The sequence below is a fragment of the Trinickia acidisoli genome (assembly GCF_017315725.1).
In the GTDB taxonomy this organism is placed as follows: domain Bacteria; phylum Pseudomonadota; class Gammaproteobacteria; order Burkholderiales; family Burkholderiaceae; genus Trinickia; species Trinickia acidisoli.
Genome location: NZ_JAFLRG010000001.1, coordinates 3,915,610 through 3,942,454 on the forward strand (window position 1 = coordinate 3,915,610; position 26,845 = coordinate 3,942,454).

Annotated in this window: 23 protein-coding genes and 1 pseudogene; 9 read left to right on the forward strand and 15 right to left on the reverse strand. The window is 62.1% G+C overall.

Annotated elements, in window-relative coordinates; translation table 11 throughout:
* The first annotated feature begins 206 nt into the window (after positions 1–206).
* Both asnB and J3485_RS17945 read left to right on the forward strand, forming a co-directional pair.
* Positions 207–1,946, forward strand: a complete 1,740-nt coding sequence (gene asnB, locus J3485_RS17940) for an asparagine synthase (glutamine-hydrolyzing) (protein WP_206955417.1) — start codon at positions 207–209, stop codon at positions 1,944–1,946.
* Complete coding sequence (locus J3485_RS17945) at positions 1,921–2,796, forward strand: DMT family transporter (RefSeq protein WP_206955419.1); 876 nt, start codon at positions 1,921–1,923, stop codon at positions 2,794–2,796. Before asnB ends, J3485_RS17945 begins: the two co-directional genes overlap by 26 nt.
* Positions 2,797–2,880: 84 nt before the next feature.
* Here J3485_RS17945 and J3485_RS17950 read toward each other — a convergent pair whose 3' ends face one another.
* The 9 genes from J3485_RS17950 to J3485_RS17990 form a co-directional block, all read right to left on the reverse strand.
* The gene (locus J3485_RS17950) at positions 2,881–4,410 is read right to left on the reverse strand and encodes a maltoporin (RefSeq protein WP_206955421.1); all 1,530 of its coding nucleotides are present in this window, start codon (positions 4,408–4,410) and stop codon (positions 2,881–2,883) included.
* 113 nt (positions 4,411–4,523) lie between these two features.
* A complete protein-coding gene (locus J3485_RS17955; RefSeq protein ID WP_206955424.1) occupies positions 4,524–5,660 on the reverse strand; it encodes a Gfo/Idh/MocA family protein in 1,137 nt (378 codons plus the stop codon).
* On the reverse strand, positions 5,657–6,466 hold the full coding sequence (locus J3485_RS17960) for a ThuA domain-containing protein (protein ID WP_206955426.1): 810 nt from the start codon (positions 6,464–6,466) through the stop codon (positions 5,657–5,659). Before J3485_RS17960 ends, J3485_RS17955 begins: the two co-directional genes overlap by 4 nt.
* Before the next feature lie 105 nt (positions 6,467–6,571).
* Complete coding sequence (locus J3485_RS17965; RefSeq protein WP_206955428.1) at positions 6,572–7,708, reverse strand: ABC transporter ATP-binding protein; 1,137 nt, start codon at positions 7,706–7,708, stop codon at positions 6,572–6,574.
* A 43-nt stretch (positions 7,709–7,751) separates the two neighbouring features.
* The gene (locus tag J3485_RS17970; RefSeq protein WP_206955430.1) at positions 7,752–8,582 is read right to left on the reverse strand and encodes a carbohydrate ABC transporter permease; all 831 of its coding nucleotides are present in this window, start codon (positions 8,580–8,582) and stop codon (positions 7,752–7,754) included.
* A complete protein-coding gene (locus J3485_RS17975; RefSeq protein WP_309477027.1) occupies positions 8,583–9,545 on the reverse strand; it encodes a carbohydrate ABC transporter permease in 963 nt (320 codons plus the stop codon). It lies immediately after the preceding gene.
* Positions 9,546–9,652: 107 nt separating this feature from the next.
* Complete coding sequence (locus J3485_RS17980) at positions 9,653–10,921, reverse strand: ABC transporter substrate-binding protein (RefSeq protein WP_206955433.1); 1,269 nt, start codon at positions 10,919–10,921, stop codon at positions 9,653–9,655.
* 213 nt (positions 10,922–11,134) lie between these two features.
* Entirely contained in the window at positions 11,135–13,732 is a 2,598-nt protein-coding gene (locus J3485_RS17985) for an ATP-binding protein (RefSeq protein ID WP_206955442.1), read from the reverse strand.
* 4 nt (positions 13,733–13,736) lie between these two features.
* A complete protein-coding gene (locus J3485_RS17990) occupies positions 13,737–14,462 on the reverse strand; it encodes a winged helix-turn-helix domain-containing protein (protein WP_206955444.1) in 726 nt (241 codons plus the stop codon).
* Between the two features lie 673 nt (positions 14,463–15,135).
* Between J3485_RS17990 and J3485_RS17995 the strand changes: the two genes are divergently transcribed.
* The 4 genes and pseudogenes from J3485_RS17995 to J3485_RS18010 form a co-directional block, all read left to right on the forward strand.
* Positions 15,136–17,451 carry a nitric-oxide reductase large subunit gene (locus tag J3485_RS17995; RefSeq protein ID WP_206955446.1) on the forward strand — a complete coding sequence of 772 codons (2,316 nt, stop codon included), beginning with the start codon at positions 15,136–15,138 and terminating at the stop codon, positions 17,449–17,451.
* An 89-nt stretch (positions 17,452–17,540) separates the two neighbouring features.
* Positions 17,541–17,879, forward strand: a complete 339-nt coding sequence (locus J3485_RS18000) for a metal-sulfur cluster assembly factor (RefSeq protein WP_206955448.1) — start codon at positions 17,541–17,543, stop codon at positions 17,877–17,879.
* Positions 17,880–17,893: 14 nt separating this feature from the next.
* On the forward strand, positions 17,894–19,045 hold the full coding sequence (locus tag J3485_RS18005) for a DUF8744 domain-containing protein (RefSeq protein ID WP_508616730.1): 1,152 nt from the start codon (positions 17,894–17,896) through the stop codon (positions 19,043–19,045).
* Positions 19,046–19,159: 114 nt separating this feature from the next.
* A pseudogene (locus J3485_RS18010) lies at positions 19,160–19,402 on the forward strand (DUF2249 domain-containing protein); the annotation flags it as partial.
* A gap of 355 nt (positions 19,403–19,757) precedes the next feature.
* Here J3485_RS18010 and J3485_RS18015 read toward each other — a convergent pair.
* Positions 19,758–20,333 (reverse strand): hypothetical protein, encoded by a 576-nt coding sequence (locus J3485_RS18015; protein WP_206955454.1) that lies wholly within the window; start codon positions 20,331–20,333, stop codon positions 19,758–19,760.
* 87 nt (positions 20,334–20,420) lie between these two features.
* Positions 20,421–20,696, reverse strand: coding sequence for a hypothetical protein (locus J3485_RS18020; RefSeq protein WP_206955456.1), 276 nt, complete (start codon positions 20,694–20,696; stop codon positions 20,421–20,423).
* A 280-nt stretch (positions 20,697–20,976) separates the two neighbouring features.
* On the opposite strand from J3485_RS18020, the gene J3485_RS18025 reads away from it, so the two are divergent.
* Genes J3485_RS18025 through J3485_RS18035 form a run of 3 tightly spaced genes read left to right on the forward strand, consistent with a single transcriptional unit; the run spans position 20,977 to position 23,679 of the window.
* On the forward strand, positions 20,977–22,758 hold the full coding sequence (locus J3485_RS18025; protein WP_206955458.1) for a ribonucleoside triphosphate reductase: 1,782 nt from the start codon (positions 20,977–20,979) through the stop codon (positions 22,756–22,758).
* 2 nt (positions 22,759–22,760) lie between these two features.
* On the forward strand, positions 22,761–22,943 hold the full coding sequence (gene nrdD, locus J3485_RS29290) for an anaerobic ribonucleoside-triphosphate reductase (RefSeq protein WP_206955459.1): 183 nt from the start codon (positions 22,761–22,763) through the stop codon (positions 22,941–22,943).
* Entirely contained in the window at positions 22,936–23,679 is a 744-nt protein-coding gene (locus J3485_RS18035; protein WP_374192448.1) for an anaerobic ribonucleoside-triphosphate reductase activating protein, read from the forward strand. The genes nrdD and J3485_RS18035 overlap by 8 nt, the downstream gene beginning before the upstream one ends.
* 260 nt (positions 23,680–23,939) lie before the next feature.
* On the opposite strand, the gene J3485_RS18040 is transcribed toward J3485_RS18035, so the two are convergent.
* The 4 genes from J3485_RS18040 to ubiU form a co-directional block, all read right to left on the reverse strand.
* Positions 23,940–24,332 carry a putative zinc-binding protein gene (locus tag J3485_RS18040; RefSeq protein WP_206955460.1) on the reverse strand — a complete coding sequence of 131 codons (393 nt, stop codon included), beginning with the start codon at positions 24,330–24,332 and terminating at the stop codon, positions 23,940–23,942.
* Between the two features lie 72 nt (positions 24,333–24,404).
* Entirely contained in the window at positions 24,405–24,872 is a 468-nt protein-coding gene (ubiT, locus tag J3485_RS18045) for a ubiquinone anaerobic biosynthesis accessory factor UbiT (protein ID WP_206955461.1), read from the reverse strand.
* Positions 24,869–25,786 (reverse strand): ubiquinone anaerobic biosynthesis protein UbiV, encoded by a 918-nt coding sequence (gene ubiV / locus J3485_RS18050; RefSeq protein ID WP_206955462.1) that lies wholly within the window; start codon positions 25,784–25,786, stop codon positions 24,869–24,871. The genes ubiT and ubiV overlap by 4 nt, the downstream gene beginning before the upstream one ends.
* Before the next feature lie 39 nt (positions 25,787–25,825).
* Entirely contained in the window at positions 25,826–26,845 is a 1,020-nt protein-coding gene (gene ubiU / locus J3485_RS18055) for a ubiquinone anaerobic biosynthesis protein UbiU (RefSeq protein WP_206955463.1), read from the reverse strand.

A 26,845-nucleotide genomic window follows, 5' to 3' on the forward strand; every position in this document is an offset into this window, starting at 1 on the left:
CGGCCGACCGACACCCACTGATGCCGGATAGCCTTCCTGGTAGGGAGCTTACGGGCGATGACGGTGATGGCCGCCCCCCCACCTCGCCTGCCAAACTTGTCAGTTCATTATCGGAAGATTCCATGTGACAGTGCGCGATCATCGCAATAGAATCGGCACCCCGCTTCATTGCCGATGCAATCACCGCCTCTTATTGAGAAACACCAATGTGCAGAATGTTTGGTCTGTTCGGCTGCAACAAGCGCGACAAAATCATCGAATGCATTGAATACCTGAATACCGGCGGCCCCGACGAGCAAAACATTCGATTTTTGCGCAGCGGCTTTCTCGGTCATACCCGTCTGTCCATCAACGGCCTATTGAATGGCAGCCAACCCTATACGCTTAACGGCCGACATTGCCTATTCGTCGGCGAGATCTACAATCATAAAGCGTTATCGAAAACGTATGGCATTGCTCGGCATGAGGGTGATTCCGATGGAAGCGTCATCTTGCCGTTGTTCGATCGTCTCGGCCCACGCTTCGTCGAAGAGCTCGACGGCATGTTCGCCATCGCTATCGTCGATACACGAGAAAACGACAAACTCTATCTGTATACCGACAGCGTCGCAGTCAAGCCCGTCTATTACAAGCCTTCACCCGGCTGCTTGAGTTTCGCCTCGGAAATCGAAGCGCTTCCCGATATCGATGTATCGGATAGAACGGTGCCAGCGTCGAGTTTCGACACCTATGGCGCATTCCGGTCGTTTCTCGGTGCGCAAACGATCTTTCCGAACATCAAGCTACTCGAGCCCGCCACGTATCTGACTTTCGACAGCGAGCGCATTTCGATCGAGCGTTATGTGCCGTCGCTCGAGCAATCGTTGCCGGAGCGCTACGACACCACGGGATTTGGAGAAGACCTTCGTCGCGCTATGGCACCGATGACCGACGCCGACGTGCCCGTTTGTTCAACCTTGTCGGGTGGCATTGATTCGAGTCTCGTCTCCGCACTCGCGAGCCGCGACCCGAAGATGTCCCATGCATTCAATGTCTGGTACGAAGGCGACTGGCGCGAAGACGAAACGGCCTACGCGGAGAGAGTAGCCGCACACGTGCAGATCGATTACCACCAAGTGATCGTCGAGAACGCGCGTTTTCCCGATCTCATCGAGCGGATGTGCCGAGCGTTGAGCCAGCCCAACGCGGCCGCGCACTGTCTGAGTACGTTCAGGCTCTATGAAGCCATCGCTGGCGCCGGATTTCGCGTTGCGCTCGTCGGCGAGGGCGCCGACGATTTCTTCGGTGGTTACGATCGGATGGTTCAGGTCGCCACCGCGCCCGTGCAGGAGGAAGCGCTCCTCGCCTATATCGGCGATCTGGCGGCCATACCGAGCAGTCTGCGCACGCGCTTGATCGAGTCCGGCGCGGTCGACATGCAATACGCCATGCGATTGAAGGACTTCATTCGCGGCCTTCCCGGAAACAGTTGGTTCCGCAAGATCCTTCACTTCGAAGCCAAGCATCGGCTGCCGTATTACATACTGCATCGCGTGGATGCGCTGAGCATGACGCATTCGGTCGAGGCACGCGTTCCGTTTTGTCTGCCTTCGGTCTATCGCCATGCGTCCGCTTGCGAAGACGCGCAACTCGTCGATCGGCAAGCGCGCAAGCGGCCCATCTACGATTGCGCGCGCGGCATCTTGCCCGAAGCGATCCTGACGCGGCGCAAGCAGCCGTTTTTGCTGCCCATCGCCGGAATGCTGCGGCCGGGCTTCGCGATATTCGATTACCTCATGGACACGCTGCATTCGTCGTGTCGAACGCTCGGCTTCGTGAAAAAGGAGGTATTGCTCAAATGCATCGAGGAGAATATGAACCGCCCCACAACGGCACTCGGCAATTCGATTTGGGCTTGGTTGATCTTCGAGGTCTGGGCCAATGAGCACGATATCGCGTTCAATTAAACCGGAAATCGTCGCTTCCGTCCTGCTGTGCCCGCTCAGTCTCGCCAGCATGGGGATGTTCATCAAAGCAGCCCAAGGCGTGCCCGAATCGGCGCTGTTGCTCGCGCGCTTCGGCGTGCCTGCTTTGATCTACTGGTGCCTGCTCGCCTATAAGCGCTATCCGTTCAGAAGCATCCGCCCGCACAAGCATGTGTTGCGCGCGACGCTCGGGTTCTTATCGGTGTCTTGTTTGTTCGCCGCGATCGCTCGCATCCCGCTGTCGACGGCGCTATGCCTGTCGTACACGCTGCCGTTCTTCGCCTATGCGATCGCGTTGATTTCCGGGCGCGAGCGGCTCGACGCGCGCGGGTTGTTCATCGTCGGCGCATTGATCGGCGTGGCGTGTATCACGAATCCGAGCGCACACGCCGACGTCGTCGGCATCGCCTTTGCGTTGGCATCGGCGCTGTTCGGCGCAATCGCACTGTATGAAATCAAGCGCATCGCGCGATCGGAGGATTCGGATGCAGTGCTCATCATGTATTTCACGATTTCGACGATCGCGCTGATGCTATACATCCTGTTCTTCGACCAGGGCGTCGTGCAAACGATGAATACCGCGCCTTGGGGGCTGCTCGCGCTCATCGGCGTGTGCGGCCTGCTCTATCAAGTCGGACTCGTCACTTCGCTGAAGGAAGTGTCGGTGTCGCTCGTATCGATGTTCCTGCTGTTTTCGGTCGTGATCAGCTTTGCGGGCGACCGGCTTTGGTTCAAGGCAACCTTCACGACCATCGGTATGCTCGGGCTAATCGTTTTGGCCGCCAGCATTCTGTGCTTTCAATATTTCGAGAGCAGGGCCGGCAGGCGGTGAGGCCGTGCAGCGCGAAATGTAGCGTCAAGCGAAGCGTGGCGAAGCCCGGTACGCGGGAACCGAACCGGGCTCCGTCGCGTCACCTCACCACCACCACTCGACCTGTGCGCCCACCGTCGAACCCGTGCGGGACGTTCCGAACACCCCCGTCGTGGATAACGGATCGCTCGGCGCGGCCGCATCTTGCGCCGCTTTATTCCAGTGCGCGTACGTGTAGAACAGCCGCAGCTCCGGCCTCGACCAGAACGAACGATCCATTGCCAGCGTGAGTGCCACGCTCGCCTTGAGCAGCGTTCGCGTCGGGCCGTTGTCGGGCGTCACGCGATCATTGCCGATATCGCCTTGCAGCTTGATGTGCTTCGTGAACGCATAGACCGGCCGCACCCCCATCGACACCCAAGTCTGCGATCCGCCGGACGGCGCGAGGTCGCGTTCGTACAGTCCGAGCAATTGCCCGCTGAAATCGCGCGTTGCCTGCCAATCGAAGGCGTCCAATACACGCAGGCTCTTGAATTGATTGTTGTTCGTGAGCGTGCCCGTGTAGCTGAGCCCTGTGCCCGGTCCCTGTCCGTATTGGAACGCGAGCTTGTTCTTACCGCCGAGCACGTTCGTCTGAATGTGCTGGACCGTCACCGACCAGCCGCTGTGCGTATCCTGCCCGTCGCTGTCATAGATCGGCCCTCGCGAAGGAATATAGGAGAAGCCGAACTGCAATTCGCCGCCCGGGTTCGGATGCACACCCGACAGTTGCAAGTCGTGCCGCGTCGCGTAGTTGGGCTGATCGATGTAATCTTCGCGGAACATCGCGTAGCTGAGTTTCAGCCCGTGACCGATGGGCATGTTCTCGATCCCGGCCCCGAGGCCGCTCGGATTCCAATAGAAGAAGTCGTTGATATGAACGTCGTTGCGGCGATAGTAGATGCGCCCGGCCCACACGCGCATATCGTCGAGGCCCGGGAAGTTCGTCAATTGCACGTATGACTGCGGCAAGCGAATCGCGCCATGGTCGCCATGAAACGTCGGCGTATAACCCACATCGTTCACGAGACTCGCCATGCCCACGGCCGAAAGCACCAAACCGTTCGAGAACTGAAACAGTTTTTGGTCGATCTCGAGTTCGCTATAGATTTGGCATTCGTTGCCGAGCCGATACTTGCTCTGCGCGCCTGCCAGTTGGAAGCACGCTTGGTCGTGGCCTTCACTCGTTCCCACGCCCGCGCGCAAGTACCCGTGAAACTGCGTCCAAGGCGTCAATTGATTCCATGCCGCGGGTGGCGTGGCAGGCGCGGTGTTCGTTGCGGTCGTATCGGCCGGTACGACGCCCGTCGCCTTGCCGATGCCCGCGGGGGCGTTGCCGGAACCCGCATCCGCCGCCGTGCTGTCGGCAGCAACGGTCGTCGTCGCCTGTGCAAGCTGCACGGTGCCGTCGACCGCGTTCGTCGACGCTGCCGCCGAATCGGGAGTTGCCGCGTATAGCGCAGCCGAAGCGGTCATGCACGCCAGCGCGAACGCCAAGCGGGTCGGGCGGATCAAGCAGGTCAAGCGGGTCAAACGAGTTAAGGGCAACGCAGCAGGATGGCGCGCGCTCACCGCGCGGCCTTGTCGGTCGTTCATCGAATGTCTCCAAATATCGTTATCTCGCCGCGTACGTGCGCGGCAGTTTTTATTGCGTCATCGAGCGCAACGATGGGCCGGCGCATGGCGTGCCGGCCCACACAGCGCGTGGCTCAGGTCGCCAGATCGAGGTCGGCCACCGGCATCGTCGTCTTCTTCGCATCGTCTAGACGAATGGGCGCTCCCGCCGCCGCGCTCGCGTAGATCGCATCGAGAATCTCCATCACGATGAGCCCCTCCTCGCCCGTCGCCGGGTGCGGCCGCTCGGTGAGAATCGCTTCGGCGTAGTCGTACATCGCCGAATGCGCCGTGCTCGCCGGACTCACGCGCATATCGAACTGCGCGCCGTTCTGCTCCATGAATACCTGCGCGTCGAACGTGTAGCCTTCGTTCAGATTTTTTTGAAGCAATCCGGCGCGCGTTCCCAACAGGCGCGTTTCCATCAGTTCGGCCTCCTGAATATTCGTCGCCCACGATGCTTCGAGCACGAGGGTCGCGCCGTTGTCGAAGCGGATCAGCGTCGCGGCCAGGTCTTCGACGTCGAAGGTCTTGCCCGTACGGGCAGCCAGCTCGCGGCCGATCGGATCGTAAGTACTCCCAAGTACCCAGACGGGCTTCGGATAGCCCATCAGCCACAGCGCCAGATCGAGGCGATGCACGCCGAGATCGATGAGCGGCCCACCGCCCGCGAGCGCTTTCGTGCCGAACCATCCGCCGAAGCCCGGCAAGCCGCGGCGGCGGTGCCATACCGTGCGGCCGAAGTAGAACTCACCGAACAAGCCCGCGTCGACCTGCGCTTTCAACGCGCGCGATTGCGCGCTGAAGCGATAAGAAAAATTGATCATCAAGCGCCTGCCCGCGCGATCGGCGGCGCGCAGCATCTCGCGCGCTTCCTCGGCATTCATCGCCATCGGCTTTTCGCACAGCACGTGAGCGCCTGCCTCGAACGCGGCGATCGTCAATTCGCGGTGAAACTTGTTCGGCGTGCAGACGCTGACGACGTCGAGCTTTTCGGCAGCCAGCATCGCCTCCGCACTCGTGTAGCGCGCCGCGATACCGAACGCATCGCCGCGCTCGGCGAGCCGTTTCGTATCGGGATCGGCGATCGCCACCACGTCGACGTCGGGATGTTCGCGCCACCCCTCGATATGCTTGCGCCCGATTCCTAGTCCGATCACGCCGACCCGCAGGCGGCGGCCCCGGATCACCGCGTCGAGCTGGGCGAGTTCGACCTTGTAATCGTCGTTCATCGATTTTCTCCGTTGTGTTGCTCGATGCCGACGCTGACGAAGTTCGTGCTGCGCTCGCTCAGCTTTTCGAGCGGCGGCGAGTTCGGGCAGCGGTCGGCGATGTTCACGCGCGGGGCCGCCCATTGCACGGCGTTCGCGATCACGCGCTGCACGTTGCCGTCGTGGTAGGTCGGATACGCTTCGTGGCCCGGGCGGAAGTAGAAGATGCGGCCATGGCCGCGCTCCCAGCAGCACCCGGAGCGGAACACCTCGCCACCTTCGAACCAGGAGATGAACACCGTGGTGTCGGGCTGCGGGATATCGAAGCGCTCACCGTACATCTCTTCGTGCTGCAGCTCGAAGTACTCGCCGAGCCCCGCGGCGACCGGGTGCGATGGTTCGACCACCCAAAGCCGCTCCTTCTCCGCGGCCTCGCGCCATTTGAGCGAGCAGTGCGTGCCGAGCAGGCGGCGAAAGATCTTCGAGTAATGGCCCGAGTGCAAGACGATGAGTCCCATCCCTTCGAGTACGCGACGTTGCACGCGCTCGACGATCTCGTCGGAGACCTTCTGATGGGCCTTATGGCCCCACCAGATCAGCACATCGCACGAGGCCAAGCGCGCTTCGGTCAGCCCGTGCTCCGGCTGATCGAGCGTGGCGGTGCCGATCTCGAGCGGCAACGCGCCCGGCGTCATAGCCGGCGTTTCGGCCAAGGCGCTCGCAATAACCGCGTGCAGGCCGTGCGGGTAGATGGCTTTAACACCGGGATTTTCGCGCTCGTGTTCGAATTCGTTCCACACGATGACCGATAGCTTTTTATTTAGCATTCCTAACCTTTTTCATAAAATGGAGGCGCTCGATTCATTGGCGGCCATGCGCCTAGGGCCGCGAGAAGTCAGTACCGTTGTGCTTCGTGTCTCCGCGCCCGCCGCTCAGGCCGTGGCGAGCACACGCTCGTCCGGTTCGAGCGCAAGCCGCTTCGCCGCGCGTCCGTCCGCATGAAATAGATGCAATGCCTCCGGCGGCAAGTCGAAGCGCAGTCGTTCGCCGATTCCGATGGCGGTAGGCACGGTCTTCGCGACGATCGGTTGCTTGCAGAGCGTCGTGTCGAGGTAGACATAGGTGTGCTCTCCCATCCGTTCGACGTGCGTCACTTGCCCCGTCTGCGCGCCGGCGCCGATACGGACATGCTCGGGCCGAATCCCGAGCGTGACCGGCGCACCGGGCAACAAACCCTCGCTGGAGACGGCGGCACGTAGCGGCACGTCATTCGCGAGCGCGCGCACCTCCGCGGCGGCGGTCGCCGCCACGGTCGCGCCGATGAAGTTCATGGAGGGCGAACCGATGAAGCCGGCCACGAACAGATTGGCCGGCCGATGGTAGAGCTCGAGCGGCGAGCCGACCTGTGCGATGCTCGCCACGCCGGTGCGGCCTTCGAGCGGGCGTAGCAGTACGATTTTGTCGGCGAGCGTCATCGCTTCGATTTGATCGTGCGTCACGTAGATCATGCTGACTTGACCCAGTTCGCGGTGCAGGCGCGCGATTTCCACCCGTGTCTTCACGCGCAGCGAGGCATCGAGATTCGAAAGCGGTTCGTCGAACAAGAACACTTTCGGCTTGCGCACGATCGCTCGGCCGATCGCGACGCGTTGACGTTGTCCGCCCGAGAGCGCAGCCGGCTTGCGCTCGAGCAGTTCGGTCAAACGCAGCGATGCCGATGCGACTTGCACGCGCCGATCCACCTCGCCTTTGGGCAAGCGCAGATGACGCAAGCCGAAGGCCATGTTCTCGTAGACGGTCATATGCGGATATAGCGCGTAGCTTTGAAACACCATCGCGATGTCGCGCTTGGCCGGCGCGACGTCGTTGACGCGCTTGCCGTCGATCACGATCTTGCCGCCGCTCGGCTCCTCGAGGCCGGCCACGAGCCGCAGCAGCGTCGATTTTCCGCAGCCCGACGGCCCGATGAATACGCAGAATTCACCAGGCCCGATCTCGAGGTCGACGTCGGCGAGTACGGGCGTCGCGCCGAAGTTCTTATGCAAGGCAGTCAGTTCGATACGACTCATTTCTTTTCTCCAGCATGCGATTCCGGCGTCGAGGCGCGCGGGTTCATCCCTTGATCGCACCGGCCGTCAGGCCGGAGACGATGTGTCGTTGAAACACGAGCACGAGTGCAACGAGCGGCACGGTCACGATGACGGAGGCGGCCATGATGGTGCCCCACGGCAATTCGAAGCTGCTGGCGCCGCCGACCATCGTGATCGCGACGGGCACTGTGCGTTCGTTCGACGAGATCGTGAACGTGAGCGCAAACAGGAACTCGTTCCACGCGGCAACGAATGCGAGCAACGCCGTGGCGGCGAGCGCGGGCCGCAGCAACGGCATGAACACGCGAAAGATCATCGTCATCACGCCGACGCCATCGACGAGCGCCGCTTCCTCGAGTTCGCGCGGTAGTTCTCGCATGAACGTGACGAGCACCCAAATCGTGAACGGCAGCGTGAACACGAGATCCGACAGCGCGAGCGCCGATAGGTGGTCGTACAGCCCCAGCGTACGAACGAGTTCGAATAATCCCGACAGGATCGCCACTTGCGGAAACATCGATACGCCGAGGATGCACATCAGCAGCACGCCACGGCCCTTGAACGAGACGCGCCCCAGCGCATAGGCCGCGGGTACGGAGACAGCGATCGACAACGCCACGGTCGCCCCCGCGACGAACGCGGAATTGAGCAAGTAGGTGCCGAACGGCTGGTCGCGAAAAAGCTGCCGATAGTTTTCCAGCGACGGATGGAGTGCGATCAGCGACGTATCGTAGAGCGCATCGCCTTGCTTGAGCGACGTGGCGACCATATAGACGAACGGGAACAATGCGACCACGAGCACGATGGCCGACAACATCGCATACGAGGCCCTCTCGAGCGGATGCTTTCTCATTCACACACCTTGCATGCGGTTGCGGTTCAAGACCATGTAGCCGACCGTGAACAGCACGATCGACAGGAATAGCAGCACGGCGGCGGCGGAACCAAAGCCCACTTGCTGAAAATCGATCAGTTGTTCGCGCACGTAGATGGACATACTCTTGGTCGCGCTGCTGTTCGACGTCATCACGTAGATCAGATCGAAGACGCGCAACGCGTCCAGCGTGCGGAAGATCATCGCGACGAGCACGCCGGGCCAGATAAGCGGCAGCGTGACGCAGCGGAACACGCGGGTGCGCGGCACGCCGTCGATATGCGCCGCTTCGTAGCAATCGCGCGGTACCGTCTGCAAGGCCGCCAGCATCAGGAGGGCCATGAACGGCGTCGTCTTCCAGACGTCGACGAGCACGATCGTCGGAAACACGAGCCGAGCATCGGCCGTGAATGCGAGCGGCGTGTGGATGAGGCCCAACGATTGCAGCATCGCGTTGACGACACCGAATTGGTCGTTGAGCATCCAGCTCCAGATTTTCGCCGAGACGACGGTCGGAATCGCCCACGGCACGAGCACGGCGGCGCGCAACAGCGTTCGCAGGCGCGACGGCGCATCGAGCAGCAGCGCGACGACCAAGCCCGCCGCCGTCTCCAACGCAACCGAGACGAGCGCGAACGCGACGGTGTTCGCGACGGCATTCCACCATTCGGGATCGCGCAAGACGCCGGCCGGCCCGATATAGTTCGCGAGGCCTACGAAATGCCAATGCGAAAGGTCGGAGAGCTGCGCGTCGGTCAAGCTGAACCAGGCGGTGCGAACGAGCGGCCACCCCGCGATCGCCGCGAGCGCGACGATGGCCGGCAGCATCATCAGCCACGCTTGACGGCGCCGTGCACGCGCCAGCGCGGAACCACGTGGGTTCGCTACCGCTTCGTTCTCCGAATAGGTAGGAGTCCTAATCGTTAGGGTGTTGCTTCTCACGTCGACTGTCTCCGCTGTTTCCGCTTTTCCGCTGCTCCGCGCGGCGGCTCGCTATGACGCCGCGAGTCGCCGCTTCTCGCCCGCTCGGTCCGCCTGCGAACCGCAGCTCAATGCCAGTTGCCGCTCGGCGCGATTCGCTGCAGCGAGGCCGCCAGCCGCGTCAGTGCGTCCGATGCGCTAGCCGTTCCGGACAGCACGTCGTGCGCCGCATTCCAAAACTGATTGCTGACCTGGTTGTACTTCGTACCGGCGACGGTCGACGGCCTGGCGACGGCGCTGCTGAAGGTGGGCAGCATGTCGGCCATGAACGGATTGGCCTTGAGCACGTCCTTGTCTTTGTAGAGCGCGGGGATTGTCGGGTTGAACGAGTCTTCGACGGCGCGCTGCTTCTCGACTTCGGCGCTCGACAGATAGAGCACGAGGTCGGCCGCGAGCTTCGGATTGGGCGAGTAGCGCGAGACGGCGAGATGCCATCCGCCGAGCGTCGCGGCGGGGTGGCCGTTGATGCCGCCCTTGGGCAGCGGCGCGACGCCGATCTCGCCTTTGACGGGGCTGCCGTCCTTGTTCGCGATCGACCAGACGTACGGCCAATTGCGCATGAACACCGCGTTGCCGGACTGGAATACGCCGCGCGCTTCCTCTTCGCCGTAATTCAGAACCGCTTTCGGCGTGATCGTGCCGACCCACTTCGAGGCAGTTTCGAGCGCCTTGGCGGCGGCCGGGTTGTCGATCGTCACACGCCCTTGCGCGTCGATGACGTTGCCGCCGTTGTAGCTGCTGACCCATTCGAGCGCGTCGCAGGTCAACCCTTCGTAGGCGCGGCCCTGCCAGACGTAACCCCACATCTTTTCGTTGCCGGCCGCGCGTTCCGCGTCTTGAATCTTGCGCGCGGTGGCGCCGAGTTCTTCCCACGTGGTCGGCACTCTCATGTGGTACTTCGCGAGCAGGTCCTTGCGATAGTAGAGCATGCCCGTGTCGATGTACCAGGGCACGGCAACGAGTTTGCCGTTGACCGTATCGTTGGCGATCGCGCTCGGGAAGTAGTCGGCGATCCTGTCTTTCAGATACGGCTTCAAGTCGACCAGTTGATTGGCCAAGATGCCGGGCCAAACAGTGTCGATCTGCATGACGTCGAGCTTGTCCGAGCCGCTGCTCAGCAATTGCTCGTAGAGCGCAAGCGCCTCGCTCGAATTGTTCGGCATGCTGACGAATTCGACTTGGTTGCCGGTTTTTTGCGCCCACGCCTTCGCGGCCGCCTCGCAACTGCTTTGGTCGATGCCGGCCGAGCCGCAAACGAGCCGCAAGGTCGCCGCACCGGCGCTGCCGGCGGCGAGCATCAAGGCGATGACTGCCACGCCTGCCCTCAACTTGAACATCGAGTGTCTCCTGGTGTGTTTGTGTAGGTATGGGCTGCGGCGCGGTGACAGGTCCGCGCCGCCGGCTGCCGGGCGCTCAACGTTCGCAGCGCCCCTTCGCCGTCATGCGTATGAAACACGAGCCGCGTTAATCGAAGATTGCGGAATTGGGGCGCGCCATTAACAATCGAAACAATCGAAGCAATCGCGCGAAGGCCACGACGCCCGCGCGGCTCAGTGCAGCAGCGCGGCGAGCGTGGCGAGATCGAAGGGCTTGGGAACGAAAGGCAGGTCGGGCTGCCAATCGGGATGGCCTTGATGCGCTTCGGGCGGCAGGCCCGAGGTCAAGGCGATGCGCTGCGCGGGCCAGCGCTGGGTAACTTGCACCGCCAGCTCGATGCCGCTGCCGCTCGCGCCGAGCGAGATGTCGGAGAGCACGAGCGTCACGAGGCCGTTCGCATCGAGCCAAGCGAGTGCATCGGTCACGCTCGCGACCGCATGCGCCTGCGCACCGAGCGCGGCGAACTGAGTCAACGCCGTTTCGCGGACTTCCGGATCGTCTTCGACAACGAGCACGCGCGCGCCTGCGCGCATAGGGAGAGGACCACCGCTCGCTGGCGCATGGGCCTCGATTCGCTCGGCCCGCGCCGGTTGCGCCTCGCTCGCGGGCAGCCATAGCTCGACCGTCGTCCCCCCGCCGACCGCGCTTTGGATGCGCAAGTCACCGCCGCTTTGGCGTACGAAACCGTAGACACTGCTCAACCCGAGTCCGCTGCCCTCGCCGGCGGCTTTGGTCGTGAAGAACGGTTCGACCACCTTGTCGAGCAACATCGGCGCGATGCCGCATCCGGTATCGGCAACGCTTAGGACTACTGAACGTCGTGCCGCCATTGCGGGCAACGGCTCGCCGTGACGCACCGACAGCGTGAGCTTGCCGCCGTCCGGCATCGCCGCCACGCTGTTCAGCGTCAAATTCAAGATCGCGTTCTCGAGTTGGCCACGATCGACCTCGACCCAGCACGCCGCCGCGGACGGCGCGAGCGCAACCTCCGTGCGCAGCCCCGCCGAATATTCGACGAGGTCGAGCATTTCCGCGAGCATGGTATCGACCGCGATCCGTTCCGCCTGTAGTGGCTGGCGACGCGCAAAAGCCAGCAAGCGGCGCGTGAGGCGCGACGCGCGTTCTGCTGCGCGGCTCGCGCGGCCGGCCATCGCATGCTCGTCGTCACGACCGGCTAGCCGCGGCAGCAGCAGTTCGAGATTGCCGAGAATGGCGACGAGAAAGTTGTTGAAGTCGTGCGCAACACCGCCCGTCAGTTGGCCGAGCACGTCCATCTTCTGCGCATGCATCAATTCGGCTTCCACGGCGCGACGGCTCGTCAAATCGCGGCAGACAGCCACCCAGCCACCATCGGGCAACGGCTGGCAATGAAACTCGAGGATGCGCCGATCTCTGATGTGAAGTTCCGCGGAAGCGGCGATGCGCACACCGTCGGCGCTATGCGTCGCCGTCTGACGCGACACTTGACGCCAGCGCGCGGGCGGCGCGATCGCGCGACGCAGTTCCGCCAGCGTCATCCCCCTCGAAAGCGTGGCGGGCGAACATCCGAGCAGCGTCGCGAAGGTCGGATTCCAGGCGATGAGGCAGCCGCGCGCATCGTGAACGGAAACGCCGTCGTTCATCGTGTTGAACACCGACTCCTGCAAGCGGCGCTGTGCCTCGAGGCCTTGTGTCAGCCGCTCGTTCTCGTGCAGATTCGTGCGGAACACTTCGAAGGCGCGCGCGAGTTCGCCGATTTCATCGGGGCGGTGCGTCGACGGGATTTGTCCCGACGCATCGCCCGCCGCGAGCCGCGCCATCACGCGCGTCATCGCCTGCAATTTGCGCAGGATGCGATTGACGTAGGCGACGCCTGCTAGCGCAACGGCCACGCCCGCGAACGCGAGCAACAAGAGGCCCGACTGGCTCGAGAGCGCGACGCGGCGAACCTTCTCGCTGCGCTCATGCGCGATTTGCCGCAAGCGTTCGACGTAGCGCGCCGACTTGCCGCTCAGATGATCGGCGTGTCCACGCAGCAACGTGACGAGGTAGTTGGTCTGCGCCTCGCTCGCAAGAAATTCGCGGCGCACGTCGAAGACGCTGCGTGCGCCGCCGTCGAGCCGTTGCAGCGCGGCGGCGAGCTCGGGCTCCCGCTTGTCTTCGCCGCGCGCATGCACTTGCAGCCAGAGTGCTTCGTTGTCGCTCTCGGCGCTGCCGAGCTCGGCCGCATCGGCCGCTTGCAGCGCGCCGGTCGTACGCGCCCAGACTTCGATCAACGTGGGCGCGCCTTGCGCAACGATCTGCTTGCGGCGCGCGATGCTGTCGCCGATGCGATCCGCGACGGTGCGCAAGTTCGCTAGCTCGTCGGCAAGCTGACGCTGGCGGCCCGACACCACGAGCAAGCGCGGCAGGTCTTCGTCGATCGCATCGAGATCGTCGAGCACCTCGAGATCGGCGCCCGATTTGCCGCGCGGGTCCGGCGCCAACCGCCGAATGTCGGCGAGGAGCCCCCGCAACAAATCGGTGTCGCCGCGCAGCAGGTCGGGCGATGCCGTCATCGTCGTGCTGGGTGCGACCGCCGCGAGTTGCGCTACCTTGTCCGACAATTCGAGCGCGCGCGCGATTTCGGGGACGACGTTGGCCTCGTATTCGTCGAGCGCACGCTGGTTCGCCTGCATGCCGAGCACGCCGACGATGACGACGGCCAACGTGATCGCGAACAGCAGCAGGAACGTGGCGACGAGCTTGGCGCGCACGCTCGGCGGCGCGAGCTGGGCCAGGGGCGGGCGCATTGCCTCAGAGCCTCACGACTTGCGCACTGAAAAGATACCCGGCGCCGCGCTGCGTGCGGATGTACTGCGGCTGCGCGGGATTCGGCTCGATCTTGCGTCGCAGCCGCAGAATCAGGACGTCGATCGTGCGATCGTAGACGTCGATATCGATGCCGCGCGTGTGTTCGAGCAGTTGGTCTCGCGACCAAACGCGCGAGGGCTGCTGGATCATCGCCGAGAGCAGCGCGAACTCGCCCTGCGTCAACGCACATGGGTCGCCGTTGTGCGTGAGCGTGCGCGAGGCGAGGTCGAGCAGCCAGCCGTCGAAGCCGAAGCGCGGCCCGCCGGATGCCCCGTTTGCCATGCGCGGCATCGACAATTCCGTGGTGCGCCGCAATTGCGCGCGCACGCGCGCGAGCAGCTCGCGCCCCGAGAACGGCTTCGTCACGAAATCGTCCGCGGCCGTTTCGAGGCCGAGCACGCGGTCGGTTTCGTCGCCGAGGCCGCTCATCATGATGATCGGCACGCTCGATCGACGGCGCAACTCGCGCGCGACAGTCAAGCCGTCTTCGCCGCGCAGCTTCAGGTCGAGAATCACGAGCGCATGCGGCGCTGCCGCTAAGCAAGCCTGCATGCGCGCCGCCGTGTCGACCGTCGATACGTCGAATCCCGCTTCTTCGAGCACTTTGTGCAACCACTCGCGCACTTGCGGATCATCGTCCAAGACCAAGATTCGATGTTTGTCTGTCATGCCTAGCCTCCTCGATGCCGGGCGCGGCCAGCGCGCGCCGGTTCCGCGGACGGCGCGCTTTGCGCCGCTCCGCGTGTCCCTGCTTATCCCTGCTTATCCCTGCTTATCCCTGCTTATCCCTCTTGCGAGCGCGATTATTAATGCGGGCGCGGCGTCGAGGCAATAGCCGGGCGAGCACGAGTGAACGAGCGACACGGGCGAATGGCCGCTTGGAGGCACGCGGCGCTTGGCTTCACAGGGTTTGTACCAGGCTGCGGTTTGTCTCGATGCCGCGGGACTGGGGGTTGCTTGACGACTTGCGAAGAGATGATCGGCGTGTATCGGTGGGAAAGTTATTGGCGATGGCTTGATTTACGTCAGCCGAAGATGTGTCCACGGCTGCAAAAATGCCAGGATCTCCTTCCCGTCGGTCCGCTCTCACGCAACATGCCTCCCACGCACTGCGGCCAAATAGCGCAAGTGCAGCCCGAATGCCTTTAAACATCGATACTTTATCGATGTTTAACATGATCTAACCGCCTCTTCCCGCATCCTCTCACCTTTACATAGGTCAATGATCGAACTTATGATGCCTATTAATATGCATTCTTAATGAATGTTTAAGCCGCTGTAAGCCGGCTGCCGCGTAGACCTCGACGACCGGCGCGCCCTTCACCCCTCTAGGAGAGAGGATATGCAATCGACACAACGCTTATGGAGATGGCTGGGGCTAGTCTGCCTGCTATCGTTCGCCGCTTTACTGTGGCTCGGCAAAGAAATCTATCTGGCCGCCCCGCCCATTCCGAGCGCTGTCGTCAGCGACAGCGGTCAAGTGCTGTTCACCGGCGCGCAAATCAAGCGCGGCCAGCAAGTATGGCTCGCCGCCGGCGGCCAACAACTCGGTACGGTATGGGGTCACGGCAGCTACGTGGCACCGGACTGGTCGGCCGATTGGCTGCACCGCGAGGCAACGCGGCTGCGCGAAATCTGGGCGCAGCAGCAATTTAGCAAACCCTACGCAGCGCTCACGCCCGATCAACAAGGCATGCTCGACGCCCGCCTCAAGCGCGAAATGCGCGCGAATCGCTACGACGCGTCGACGGGCCGCATCACGATGACGAACGAGCGCACGACCGCCGCGCGCGAGGTGGCCGCGCATTACGAAGCGTTGTTCGGCACCGATCACTCGCTCGATACGTTGCGCGATCAGTACGCGATGAATGCCGGTTCCGTTAGGAGTGCTGACGATCGCACCGCGCTCGCGTCGTTCTTCTTCTGGTCGGCGTGGTCGGCCACGACCGATCGTCCCGGCCAAACGGGCATCACGTATACGAACAACTGGCCGCACGAGCCGCTCGTCGACAACAATCCGACCGTCGCCAACGGCATGTGGTCGATCGTGAGCGTCATCCTGCTGCTGGCCGGTATCGCCGGCATGATCTGGTATCACGCCTCGCACGACGACGGCGGGCATCATGTCGCCGCCCCCGCCGCCGATCCGCTGTTCAACGTGACGCCGACGCCATCGATGAAGGCGACGAAGAAGTACTTCTACGTCGTCATCGGCCTGCTGCTGGTGCAAGTCGGGATGGGCGCGATCACCGCGCACTATGCCGTCGAAGGTCACAGCTTTTTCGGCCTGCCGCTTGCGCAAGTGCTGCCGTGGGTCGTGAGCCGGACGATTCATACGCAGTTCGGCGTGCTCTGGATCGCGACGGCATGGCTCGCCACCGGGCTCTATATCTCGCCGCTTCTATCCGGCTACGAGCCCAAGCTGCAAAAGCTCGGCGTCAACGTGCTCTTCTATGCGCTGCTGTTCATCGTGGTCGGCTCGACCGTCTGCGGCTGGCTCGGCACGCTCCAGCATCGCGGCACGCATTTCGCCTTCTGGATCGGCAATCAAGGCCTCGCCTATACGAGTATGGGCCGCGTCTGGCAGATTCTGCTGTTCATCGGCCTGCTGTTCTGGTTGCTCTTGATGGGCCGCGCGCTGATGCCGGCGCTCAAGAATCGCGAAACGAACGGGCGTGGCCTCATCGGCATGGTGTTCCTGTCCGCCGCCTGCATCGGCGCGTTCTATTCGACCTCGCTCGCGTGGGGCCAGAATACGCACTACTCGATGATCGAGTACTGGAGATGGTGGCTCGTGCACCTGTGGGTCGAAGGCTTCTTCGAAGTGTTCGCCACCGCCGTCATCGCCCTGATCTTCTCGCGCCTCGGCCTGATCCGCATCGAAACGGCAAACCGCGCCATCGTGCTCGAAACGATCGTGTTCCTATTCGGCGGCATTCTCGGCACGCTGCACCATCTTTACTTCACGGGCGCATCGACGGCCGTGATTGCGGTAGGCGCCGTGTTCTCGGCCTTCGAAGTCGTGCCGCTCGCGCTGATCGGGCTCGAAGGCTGGCAAACCTATCGCAAGACGAAGGCCGCCCCGTGGGTTCAAACGTACAAATGGGCAATTCTCTGTTTCGTCGCCGTCGGCGTGTGGAATACCGTCGGTGCCGGCCTGCTCGGCTTCTCGATCAATCCGCCGATCTCGCTCTACTACGTGCAAGGGCTCAACATGACGCCCGCGCACGGCCACGCCGCGCTCTTCGGCGTGTACGGCATGCTCGGCATCGGGCTCATGCTGTTCTGCCTGCGCGGCCTTTCCCCACGTGAAGCCTGGGACGACGATCTGCTCAAGCCCGCGTTCTGGATGCTCAACATCGGCTTGTTCATGATGGTCTTCTTCTCGATCCTGCCGTCGGGCATCTACGAAGCCTGGGCCAGCGTCAGCAAGGGGCTGTGGTATGCGCGCTCGCCCGAGATCGTGCATGCGCCGATCATGCAAGCGCTCGTGTGGGTTCGCGTGCCAGGGGATCTCGTATTTGCGGGCGGCGTGCTCTATCTGGGCTGGTTCGCGTTGCGGCTGTTGCGCCGCGTCGAGCCCGCGCGCCCCGCACATGCGCCCGTCGAATCCCCAGCGCAGCGGAGCGCCGCTCGGATCGCAGCGCCACGCGTCTGACATGACGAACGCACTCGCTTGATGCCATGCGACGGCCCTGCGCTCGTAGCAGGCCGTCGCATCCCACAGCATCGCCACGGAGAATTGCTATGGACTCCTTATCGATCGCTTCCGACTCGCCGGCGACGCGAGAGGACATACGCGCCGCCCTGCAACGCGTCATCGATCCAGAGATCGGCATCAACATCGTCGATCTCGGTCTCGTGTACGACATCGAATCGAAAACCGAAGGCTGGCGTATCGCGCTGACCATGACCTCGCCAGCCTGTCCGATGGGGCAGTCGATTCTCGACGATGTGCAGGCAGTCATCGACGCTTCGCTCGCCATCGGGACGAGCGTCGACATCGACCTCGTTTGGGAACCGCCGTGGGAGCCAGCCATGATGAGCGACGCGGCGCGCGATGCGCTCGGGTGGAGCGACGATTGAATCGCGTCTCGCGCATTGCGTCGTTTTCGCGTAGCGAAGGCGAAAGCCCGCCTTCGCTACGCTCGCGTGATCCGCTTCGCTCAGCAGCGCGGCTAGCACTCGCGGGCTGTATCGTCGCCGCATTCGCGTGCGGCGTGCTCGCAGGTCTCGCTCGTTTCGGCGTATCCGTTCCTCGCCACGCGCTGTCGATGGCGGCTTGGCATGGCGTGCTCGTGCTGCCGGTCTTTTTCGGAGCAGTCGTGAGCTTGGAGCGTGCCGTCGCGCTCGGCGGCGGGCGTCATCTCTGCGCGCCCGTGGCAGCCGCACTAGCGTGCGCCGTCTTATTGGTGGGAGCACCGCCCATTGCAGCGCAAGTGCTGCTGGTGGGCGCGGCGACGCTCGCACTGGCCAGCATACTCGGCCTGCTGCGCCGGCACGCTGCCCTACATCTTTCCGTGCTTGCACTAGGCGTGTTGGGATGGTGGTTCGGCAACGTGTCGTGGCTCGTCACCGGCTCAGCGCTCGCGGCCGTCCCGAGCTGGGTCGCCTTTCTCGTGTTGACGATCGCGGCGGAACGGCTCGAACTCACGAGAATGCGTCCCACGCCTCGCCATGCACGAGTGTGCTTCGTAGCCGTCATCGTCCTCATGCTCGCAGCCGTCTTCGGCGTGCAGCGCGCGCCCGATCTCGCGATGCGCATCTTCTCGGCATGTCTTGTTGCACTGGCCGCGTGGCTCGCACGATACGACATCGCGCGTTCGACCGTGCGCCAGCGTGGGCTCGCGCGTTTCATCGCCGTATGTCTGCTTTCCGGTTACGGATGGCTCGCCATCAGCGGAGCACTTGGGCTCTTCGGCGCGTGGCAAGCCCCGCACCCCTGGCATGACGCGGCACTCCACGCGCTGACACTCGGCTTCGTCATGTCGATGGCGCTCGGTCATGCGCCGATCGTTTTGCCCGCGGTCGCACGGGTGCGCGTGCGTTATCACCCGGTCTTCTATCTGCCGCTCCTGGCCTTGCATGCCGCGCTCGCGGTGCGAGTGAGCGGCTCGCTCGCTCAAGCCTTCTCCCTGCGTCGTGGCGGCGCGATCGGCAATGCTGCTGCGCTCGCACTGTTCGCCTTCGTCATGGCAAGCGCGGCATGGTCCGCACGCGGCGAGTCTCGCGACAATTCGACCAGGAGGTGACGTCGATTATTAGTAGTCCGAACCAATCTCGAACCACCACCGAATCGATTTTCCGATAACCGGCGGGTCGACCCAGATCGACACCGCACTGCCCTTCCACGAAAGGAGTCCGACATGACCCTCAACAACCCCGACACGACTTACCTCCTCGACGCTCGCGGCATTGCCAAGCGCTTTCGTCATGCGGCCATCTTCGCCGCACTCGAGACGCTCGACCATGGCGAAACCATGCGCTTCGTGAACGACCACGATCCGCTTCCGCTGTTGAATCAAATCCAGCAACGCTATGGTGATCAAGTTCGAATTCGGTATGTCGAGCGCAATCCCGAACGCGTGGTCATCGACTTCGGCATTTGGCTCACCACCGATCACGGAGCGAGCACCGCGCACGCCGCGACTGAAAGCTGCGGCGGAGGCGGAAACGGCGGGTGCGGCTGCAGCGGCTGAATCGCGACAAGCGACGAGAATCGGCCCGGCGGCCGCCGAACCTTAAGGTATCCGTCTTTTGCGGTTGATACTGGCATTCTCTGCTGCATCGCCAAAGTCGGGCGCGCCAACTGTCCGCCTCACGGCGGACGCATTTCGACCCGGAGCGGACAATTGGCGCTTCCGTTAACGGACAATCGCAGGCTTAGCTGGCCGCCTGGCCGAGCAGATGCGACCGTCACGTTCATAAGTCGCTTTCCGGAATCGACGGAAGTGGTGTACGTGCTCAATGACTCTGCTTAGCCGTTGTCGATGTGTCGGTTGTCTGCAACCCATGTCGTCGGAGGACAATGGAGACCACCATCCACATCTGACTATTCACCTGTTGCGATAGCTTTGCCATATACGCCGTAGTGCTACTGTCGCGCATCGCAATGCCCCATCTTTGCATGACAGGATCTTGCATTATCGTTATTAGATGCCTGAGTTCATCATCCGAGAATTTCGCGCTTTCAACGAAGTGTCTTGTTAGAAGAGCTTGCTCGCCGTACCTGGGCTTTATTTTGTTTGAAATAATGTCATTGACATCAGCACGGATAGATCCCCATGTGTCTTCCGGAATCCCTGGATTGAACTTCCTTGATGCATCAATCTGATATCCAGCTGTTGTCTTTTCCATGGCGGCTGGATCTCCATGCTCGGTCAACGCAACAACTCTATCGATCAAAGCGTCGGTAGCTGTGTTGGTCTGTGCGGAGGCGTTTACGGGCCCGTAGAGAAAAGCGAGGAGTAGCGAAGCCACAATTACCCCTGCTCGTCGAGAAATAGTAAATTTTTGTATCATATGCTTCAAAATCGCCAACTAGTCAATTGTTGCCGCCGCGCCGATTGTCGACTATCGAGACGACTGACTCGGCGGGCGTGCCACTCATTTGAGGGCTGCCTATTGTCAACACTTGGCTGCGACCATAGCCCCGGTCTTGGTGTCTACGTATTGTTCCAGCCACTGTCGCGCGTCGCCGAGATAGGTGTATTCGAGGTCCGGGTAATCAGCCGCGTATTTCCGTCCCAGCGGCTCCTTCAGCCATACATTCACGTTTGGCATTGGCCAACCACTGCTGATTTCGACCATAGCGTTACCGATGCAAAGCTCGGAGTCGAGTATCTCGCGAAGAGGGCCGCTGAGACGAGGCAAGATAACCGAAAGATCGTAGTTGTGGATCATGGGCGTCCGGAGGCTTGGGCATAGAACCAGGGCACATTGTCGACGATCTATGTTGCTTCGTCGACCGTCCCTTTATGGCCGTTCGGCGACACCTCTTGTGCCACTTGCACCCCATCACTTTCGCTACGCCGCACAACGACAAATCAACTGCCGAATACGAATCCCCAAACTTAATCCACATCAAGCAGACGCAATATCGTCGGCCGGCGACGTTGACCACACTATATGTGGTGCATAGGATGGCAAATATCGCAACATCTTGTGCCAACCGAGAAACCGCATGGAACGCCGACCGACGCCCGCCCCTCTACGCCATGCCGGCCGTCCCGCGCCGGCTTCTGCTCATACCGCCCCCCACGTCGAAGTCGCCTCGGCCATCGACGAATACCTCGACCGCCGCGATTGGCGCGTCAACGCAAATGCGAACCAGGGCTATTCGCTCGGCGGGTTGATCCTCAACATCTCGGGCAAGCTCGTCGCCAACTACTGGCTAAGCCATGTCTATCCGCCCGCGATCGGCGAAGCGCACCGTAACGCCGACCTGCACATCCACGACCTCGACATGCTCTCGGGCTACTGCGCCGGATGGTCGCTGCGCACGTTGCTGACCGAAGGGCTCAACGGCGTACCCGGCAAAGTCGAAGCAAGCCCGCCCAAGCACATGTCGAGTGCGGTCGGACAGATCGTCAATTTCCTCGGGACGCTGCAAAACGAGTGGGCCGGCGCGCAGGCATTCAGCTCGTTCGATACCTACATGGCGCCGTTCGTGCGCAAGGACCAGTTGCGCTACGACGAAGTGCGCCAGTACGTTCAGGAATTGATCTACAACCTGAACGTGCCTTCGCGTTGGGGCACGCAAACGCCATTCACGAATTTGACGTTCGATTGGGTCTGCCCCGAGGATCTGCGCGAGCAGGTGCCGATGATCGGCGGCCAAGAGATGGACTTCCGCTATGGCGACCTGCAAGCCGAGATGGACATGATCAATCAGGCCTATATCGAAGTGATGCAGGCCGGCGATGCGAAAGGCCGCGTCTTTACGTTCCCGATTCCAACCTACAACATCACGGCCGATTTCGATTGGGATAGCCCCAATGCAACACGTCTGTTCGAAATGACGGCCCGCTACGGTTTGCCCTACTTTCAGAACTTCATCAACTCCGAGCTCAAGCCGAACATGATTCGCTCGATGTGCTGTCGGCTGCAGCTCGATCTGCGCGAGTTGCTCAAGCGCGGCAATGGGCTGTTCGGCTCGGCCGAGCAGACGGGCTCGATCGGCGTCGTCACGTTGAACTGCGCGCGCTTGGGCTATCTGCATGCGGGCGACGAAGCGGCGCTGATGGCGCGTGTCGACGCGCTACTCGAACTCGGTAAGGACAGCCTGGAAATCAAGCGTCGCGTCATCCAGAAGCACATCGACAATGGCTTGTTCCCTTACACGAAGCGCTATCTCGGTACGTTGCGCAATCACTTCTCGACGCTCGGCGTAAACGGCATCAACGAGATGATTCGCAACTTCACGCGCGACGAGCACGATATGACGACGCAATGGGGTCATGCGTTGGCGATTCGTCTGCTCGATCGCGTGCGCGCGAAGATGCTCGCGTTTCAGGAGGAGACGGGGCATATGTACAACCTCGAAGCCACGCCGGCCGAAGGCACGACCTATCGCTTCGCGAAGGAAGACTGCAAGCGCTATCCCGACATCCTGCAAGCCGGCACACCCGAGATGCCGTATTACACGAACTCGTCGCAGTTGCCGGTCGGCTTCACCGAAGACCCGTTCGAAGCCCTCGAGCATCAGGACGATCTGCAGCGCAAGTACACGGGCGGCACTGTCCTGCACCTCTATATGACGGAGCCGATCTCGTCGGCCGAGGCTTGCCGCGAACTGCTCAAGCGAACGTTGAGCCGCTTCTCGCTGCCATACGTCACCGTCACGCCGACGTTTTCGATTTGCCCCAAGCACGGGTATCTGCCCGGGAGGCACGAGTTTTGTCCCAAATGCGACGAGGCGCTGCTTCGACGCAAACTTGATCAACCTGAAACTTTGGAGTCCTAACGATGAACGAGATGATCCCTACTGCCGATACCGCATTGGAGTTGCGCGCCGAGGAGCGGCAGCCGTGCGAGATCTGGACGCGCGTGATGGGCTATCACCGGCCGGTTTCTTCGTTCAACACGGGCAAGAAGGGCGAGTTCTACGAGCGCACGTACTTTACGGAAGAGGCGTCGCTTGCTGGTTGACGCGGCGATCGCGCAAGCGCTGGACGGCGCCACCTCACCGAGACAGCTCAAGGTCGGCGGGGTGACGCCGTTTTCGGCTACGGATTATCCCGGCATGCTTGCGGCTGTCGTGTTCGTGCAAGGTTGTCCGTGGCGGTGCGGCTATTGCCACAACACGCATTTGCAACCACGCACGCGAGTGGGTCGCGTACGTTGGCCCGACGTCATGCATTTTTTGGGGCGTCGCGTCGGGCTCATCGATGGGGTCGTTTTCAGTGGCGGCGAGCCGACTTCGGATCCGGCGCTCGCGCATGCGATTGGCGATGTGCGTGCGCTCGGTTTCAAGATTGGACTGCACAGTGCGGGCATGCACGTGCGCCGATTCGAGCGTGTGTTGCCGCTGCTCGATTGGGTGGGATTCGATGTCAAAGCGTCGTTCGAGAATTACGAGCGCGTGACGCGCGTGCGCAATAGCGGTGAACCGGCTCGGCGCAGCCTTGAAACGCTGCTGGCGAGCGGCGTCGATTACGAGTGTCGGACGACGGCGCATCCGAGCTTGCTGTCGGAAATCGAGCTGTTACAGCTCGCCCGCATGCTTTCGCGGATGGGGGTCGAGAAGTACGTGCTGCAAATTTTTCGGAAGCAGGGGTCGGGCGATGAGGCGTTGAATGCCGTGGAGACCATAGGGTATCCGAGCGAGCGGACACTCGGTCGGATGCGGGATCTGTTTTCGGCTTTCGAGGTGCGGCGGCGGTGAGTCGTTTTTGTCGATGTGCACCCGCGGGAAAACAGAAAGGGCGTCAGCAAATTGGAAGCCCTCGTATCGGAGGAAGCCGGGGGTCCGCTTTCCAAACAGGTAGCTGCCGACACTGATCCCGACTTATCGCCGCCAATAGTCTGTCGGTCTCAAAACGAGGTCGATGCCGCAATAAGATGATCACCTGGCGGAAATCACGCACCTACTGTTCGGCGAGCGACTAAGCATATTCCCATCGCTTCGCAGATACATCACGTCGCTCACAACGAGATGCGCTCCCGCTCATTGAGACGTTCCACCACCTCCTGAACCTCCCTCACCACCCGCTCGGCCTGTTCCAAATCGAAGTCCGCATGAAAGCGCTTCCTCACCCCATGCTCCGCCAACTGAACGTATTCGTCGGCAACGATCTCATGCCGCGCGAGCGAATGCTTCACGCAGGCGAGCGGGCATCCGTCGATCGCGATGATCGGCCGCCCCGAGTGCGCGAGCTTCAATAGAGCCGGCACATCACCACCAACGCCAGCGATGCACGACATCTCGGCTGCGCCGCGCCGGTCGAGCTGCACCGCCACGTGGTTAGCCATCTGCGCCGCGCTCGAACACCCCGAACACGAATAGACGAGCGGCAACACACGACGTTCGTTGTTCATCAACGTACCTCCTTCCTCTTTATCCGAACAAACGGCCCAGCCCGCACGCTTGCAAACAAGCCCACGAATCCCCTAATGCGGCGACCGATGCTTACGTCGAAACGCAGGCACAGGTCCAAAGCGATCAACGAAAAGCGTCGACAGATCGATCGCATCGAGCGAATTCTTCACGAGTAGCCCAAGTTCCGTATCGCCTTCCATCGTCAAACGTCGGCTGAAAAACAGCGTGTCCGGGTCTTGCGTGCGGCGCGCGAGCTGCACGAAGTCGTAGGCGCTCGCGCCGATCGTCAGCGCAACGTCCCCTTCATGCCGAGCGGCACGAAAAGCCCCATCGCGATAGATGAAATCGAACGCGATGCCGGCATCGCGCACGTCGATACGCAGCGTGCAGCCTTCTAGTTGCGTCAACGTATCGGCAGGCAGATGCGGCATGACGACGACGTTCAATCCACTCACAAACAAAATCGAGCCCGGATACGCGGGCAACTTGGAGAGCACGCCTCGAATCACCGATGGCACACGATAGTCAGCTTGACTCATTCGGTACTCCTTAACGTTCGCGCCATGTCCGCCCCCTGCTGCGCCAAGCCCGGCATACCGTACCAATAGCCGTCGCAGCGCGACTCCGGCATCAAGTGGCCCATACATTCCAGCGCTTGCGCACCCGTCGCTCGATCGTCGATCACCTCCCGAAAGCGTTCGACGATCTCGCTCATGCCTTGCGATTGCGGGCTCAGGCGCAGTACGTCGACGCCGAGATGCTTCAACGTGTCGATCGAATCGACGAGGTTATAGACGCGCGCCGATTGAATCGAAATGCCGTTGAGCACGAGAAACGGCTTCCCCTCGCGCGTGCGCAGCGTGAGTCCGTCCGGATGATCGAGGCATACGTATTGGCAGTGCTCACGCGGCAGATTTCGATTACGCGCCGTGAAGCAGCGCGCCGAAAACGCAAGCGGCAAACGGCCATAGGCAAAGACTTCGGTCTCCAAACCAGCGGGCCGCTCAGCTTGCATGCGCGCCAGCGCATCGGCACTCATTTCGAGCGGCATGACCCACCGCCTCGCGCCGAGCCCCGCCAAGACGTTCAACGTCGGCTCGTTGTAGACATTGAGCCAAGGGCCGGCAACGAATGCGCCGCCTTCCATGCAATGAACAGCCCCCATGTCGTTCGCCTCGACGAGATAGCGTCCGTTGCTCGCGACCGCCTTCATCGTCGTCACGTCCTTACCGGATTCGAGCAGGATCTGGGTCGACAGCACCACCTCCTTGCCGGCTTGCGCGAGCATGTCCGCGATTTCGATCCAGTCAGCCGGCCGCAACTCGTGTCGGCGTGCGCACACGGTCTCGCCGAGATAGACGACGTCGATGCTCGTCGCGCTCATCGCTTCGTAGAACTGCAGCGTCGCAATACGCGACCAGTAGTAATGAATCGGACCTAATGCAATTTTCACTGAGGGGCTCCGACGGGCGGCCGCAGCAGCCGCGCCATGTTATTTCCAAGGGCGATGGTAAGCGCCAAGCGTGTGCTGCTGGCCTTCGGCAACGTTGTCGAGTTCGCTCATCCAGCCCGGCCTGACGCTGTAACGCTGGGCATTCGCGCGGCATTGATCGATGGCCTCGCGCCAAACGCGCGTCACCTGCGCCACGTAGGCCGGGCTGCGTTGCCGCCCTTCGATCTTGATCGCGCGTATGCCCATCCCCATGAGGCGCGGCAGCAACTCGAGCGTGTTCAAGCTCGTCGGCTCCTCGATCGCGTAGTAGTGCTCGTCGCCCACCTCGAAACGGCCTTTGCACAAGGTCGGATAGCCGGCGTTCTCGTCGTCGGCGTAGCGGTCGATGAGTACGCCGTTCAAGCGCGATTCGAGGCCCTGTGGCGTCCTCTGCCAGCGCACGTGTTTGGCCGGAGAACACACGCCGTGCGTATTCGGCGATTCGCCCGTCACATACGACGACAACGCGCAGCGCCCTTCCACCATCACGCACAAGCTGCCGAAGCCGAACACCTCGAGTTCCACCGTCGTGTTCTCGGTCACGTGCTCGACTTGCGTCAACGACAGCACGCGCGGCAGCACGGCACGCGAGATGCCGAAGTGCGCTTGATAGAAGTTGATCGCTTCGTAATTCGTCGCGGAACCCTGCACCGAGAGATGCAAACGCAAGCCGGGATGGCGTTCGCGTGCGTAGCGCATGAGCCCCGGATCGGCCATGATGACCGCGTCGATGCCTGCCGCCGCCGCGCGATCGACGGCCGCGCGCCATATGGGCCACGCGCTCGCCTGCGGGTAGGTATTGAGCGCGAGAAAGACCTTGCGTCCGCACGCATGGGCATAGTCGATGCCGCTCGCGATTGCGGCTTCGTCGAAATTTAGGCCTGCGAAGTTTCTTGCATTCGTCGCATCGCGGAACCCGAGGTAGACGCAATCGGCGCCGTTATCGATCGCGGCTTTCAGCGCGGGCAAACTGCCGGCCGGACACACCAGCTCCATCTGTTGGGATCGCTCGTTCGTCAT

Bases quoted from the DNA above. Each gene is read 5' to 3' on its own strand.
- ubiT (WP_206955461.1), bottom strand. From the start codon at position 24,872: ATGAGTCAAGCTGACTATCGTGTGCCATCGGTGATTCGAGGCGTGCTC.
- J3485_RS17990 (WP_206955444.1), bottom strand. From the start codon at position 14,462: ATGACAGACAAACATCGAATCTTGGTCTTGGACGATGATCCGCAAGTG.
- J3485_RS18025 (WP_206955458.1), top strand. From the start codon at position 20,977: ATGGAACGCCGACCGACGCCCGCCCCTCTACGCCATGCCGGCCGTCCC.
- J3485_RS17970 (WP_206955430.1), bottom strand. From the start codon at position 8,582: ATGAGAAAGCATCCGCTCGAGAGGGCCTCGTATGCGATGTTGTCGGCC.
- J3485_RS18020 (WP_206955456.1), bottom strand. From the start codon at position 20,696: ATGATCCACAACTACGATCTTTCGGTTATCTTGCCTCGTCTCAGCGGC.
- J3485_RS17995 (WP_206955446.1), top strand. From the start codon at position 15,136: ATGCAATCGACACAACGCTTATGGAGATGGCTGGGGCTAGTCTGCCTG.
- J3485_RS17955 (WP_206955424.1), bottom strand. From the start codon at position 5,660: ATGAACGACGATTACAAGGTCGAACTCGCCCAGCTCGACGCGGTGATC.
- J3485_RS17950 (WP_206955421.1), bottom strand. From the start codon at position 4,410: ATGAACGACCGACAAGGCCGCGCGGTGAGCGCGCGCCATCCTGCTGCG.
- nrdD (WP_206955459.1), top strand. From the start codon at position 22,761: ATGAACGAGATGATCCCTACTGCCGATACCGCATTGGAGTTGCGCGCC.
- ubiU (WP_206955463.1), bottom strand. From the start codon at position 26,845: ATGACGAACGAGCGATCCCAACAGATGGAGCTGGTGTGTCCGGCCGGC.
- J3485_RS17945 (WP_206955419.1), top strand. From the start codon at position 1,921: ATGAGCACGATATCGCGTTCAATTAAACCGGAAATCGTCGCTTCCGTC.
- J3485_RS17960 (WP_206955426.1), bottom strand. From the start codon at position 6,466: ATGCTAAATAAAAAGCTATCGGTCATCGTGTGGAACGAATTCGAACAC.
- J3485_RS18040 (WP_206955460.1), bottom strand. From the start codon at position 24,332: ATGAACAACGAACGTCGTGTGTTGCCGCTCGTCTATTCGTGTTCGGGG.
- J3485_RS17985 (WP_206955442.1), bottom strand. From the start codon at position 13,732: ATGCGCCCGCCCCTGGCCCAGCTCGCGCCGCCGAGCGTGCGCGCCAAG.
- J3485_RS18000 (WP_206955448.1), top strand. From the start codon at position 17,541: ATGGACTCCTTATCGATCGCTTCCGACTCGCCGGCGACGCGAGAGGAC.
- J3485_RS17980 (WP_206955433.1), bottom strand. From the start codon at position 10,921: ATGTTCAAGTTGAGGGCAGGCGTGGCAGTCATCGCCTTGATGCTCGCC.
- asnB (WP_206955417.1), top strand. From the start codon at position 207: ATGTGCAGAATGTTTGGTCTGTTCGGCTGCAACAAGCGCGACAAAATC.
- J3485_RS17965 (WP_206955428.1), bottom strand. From the start codon at position 7,708: ATGAGTCGTATCGAACTGACTGCCTTGCATAAGAACTTCGGCGCGACG.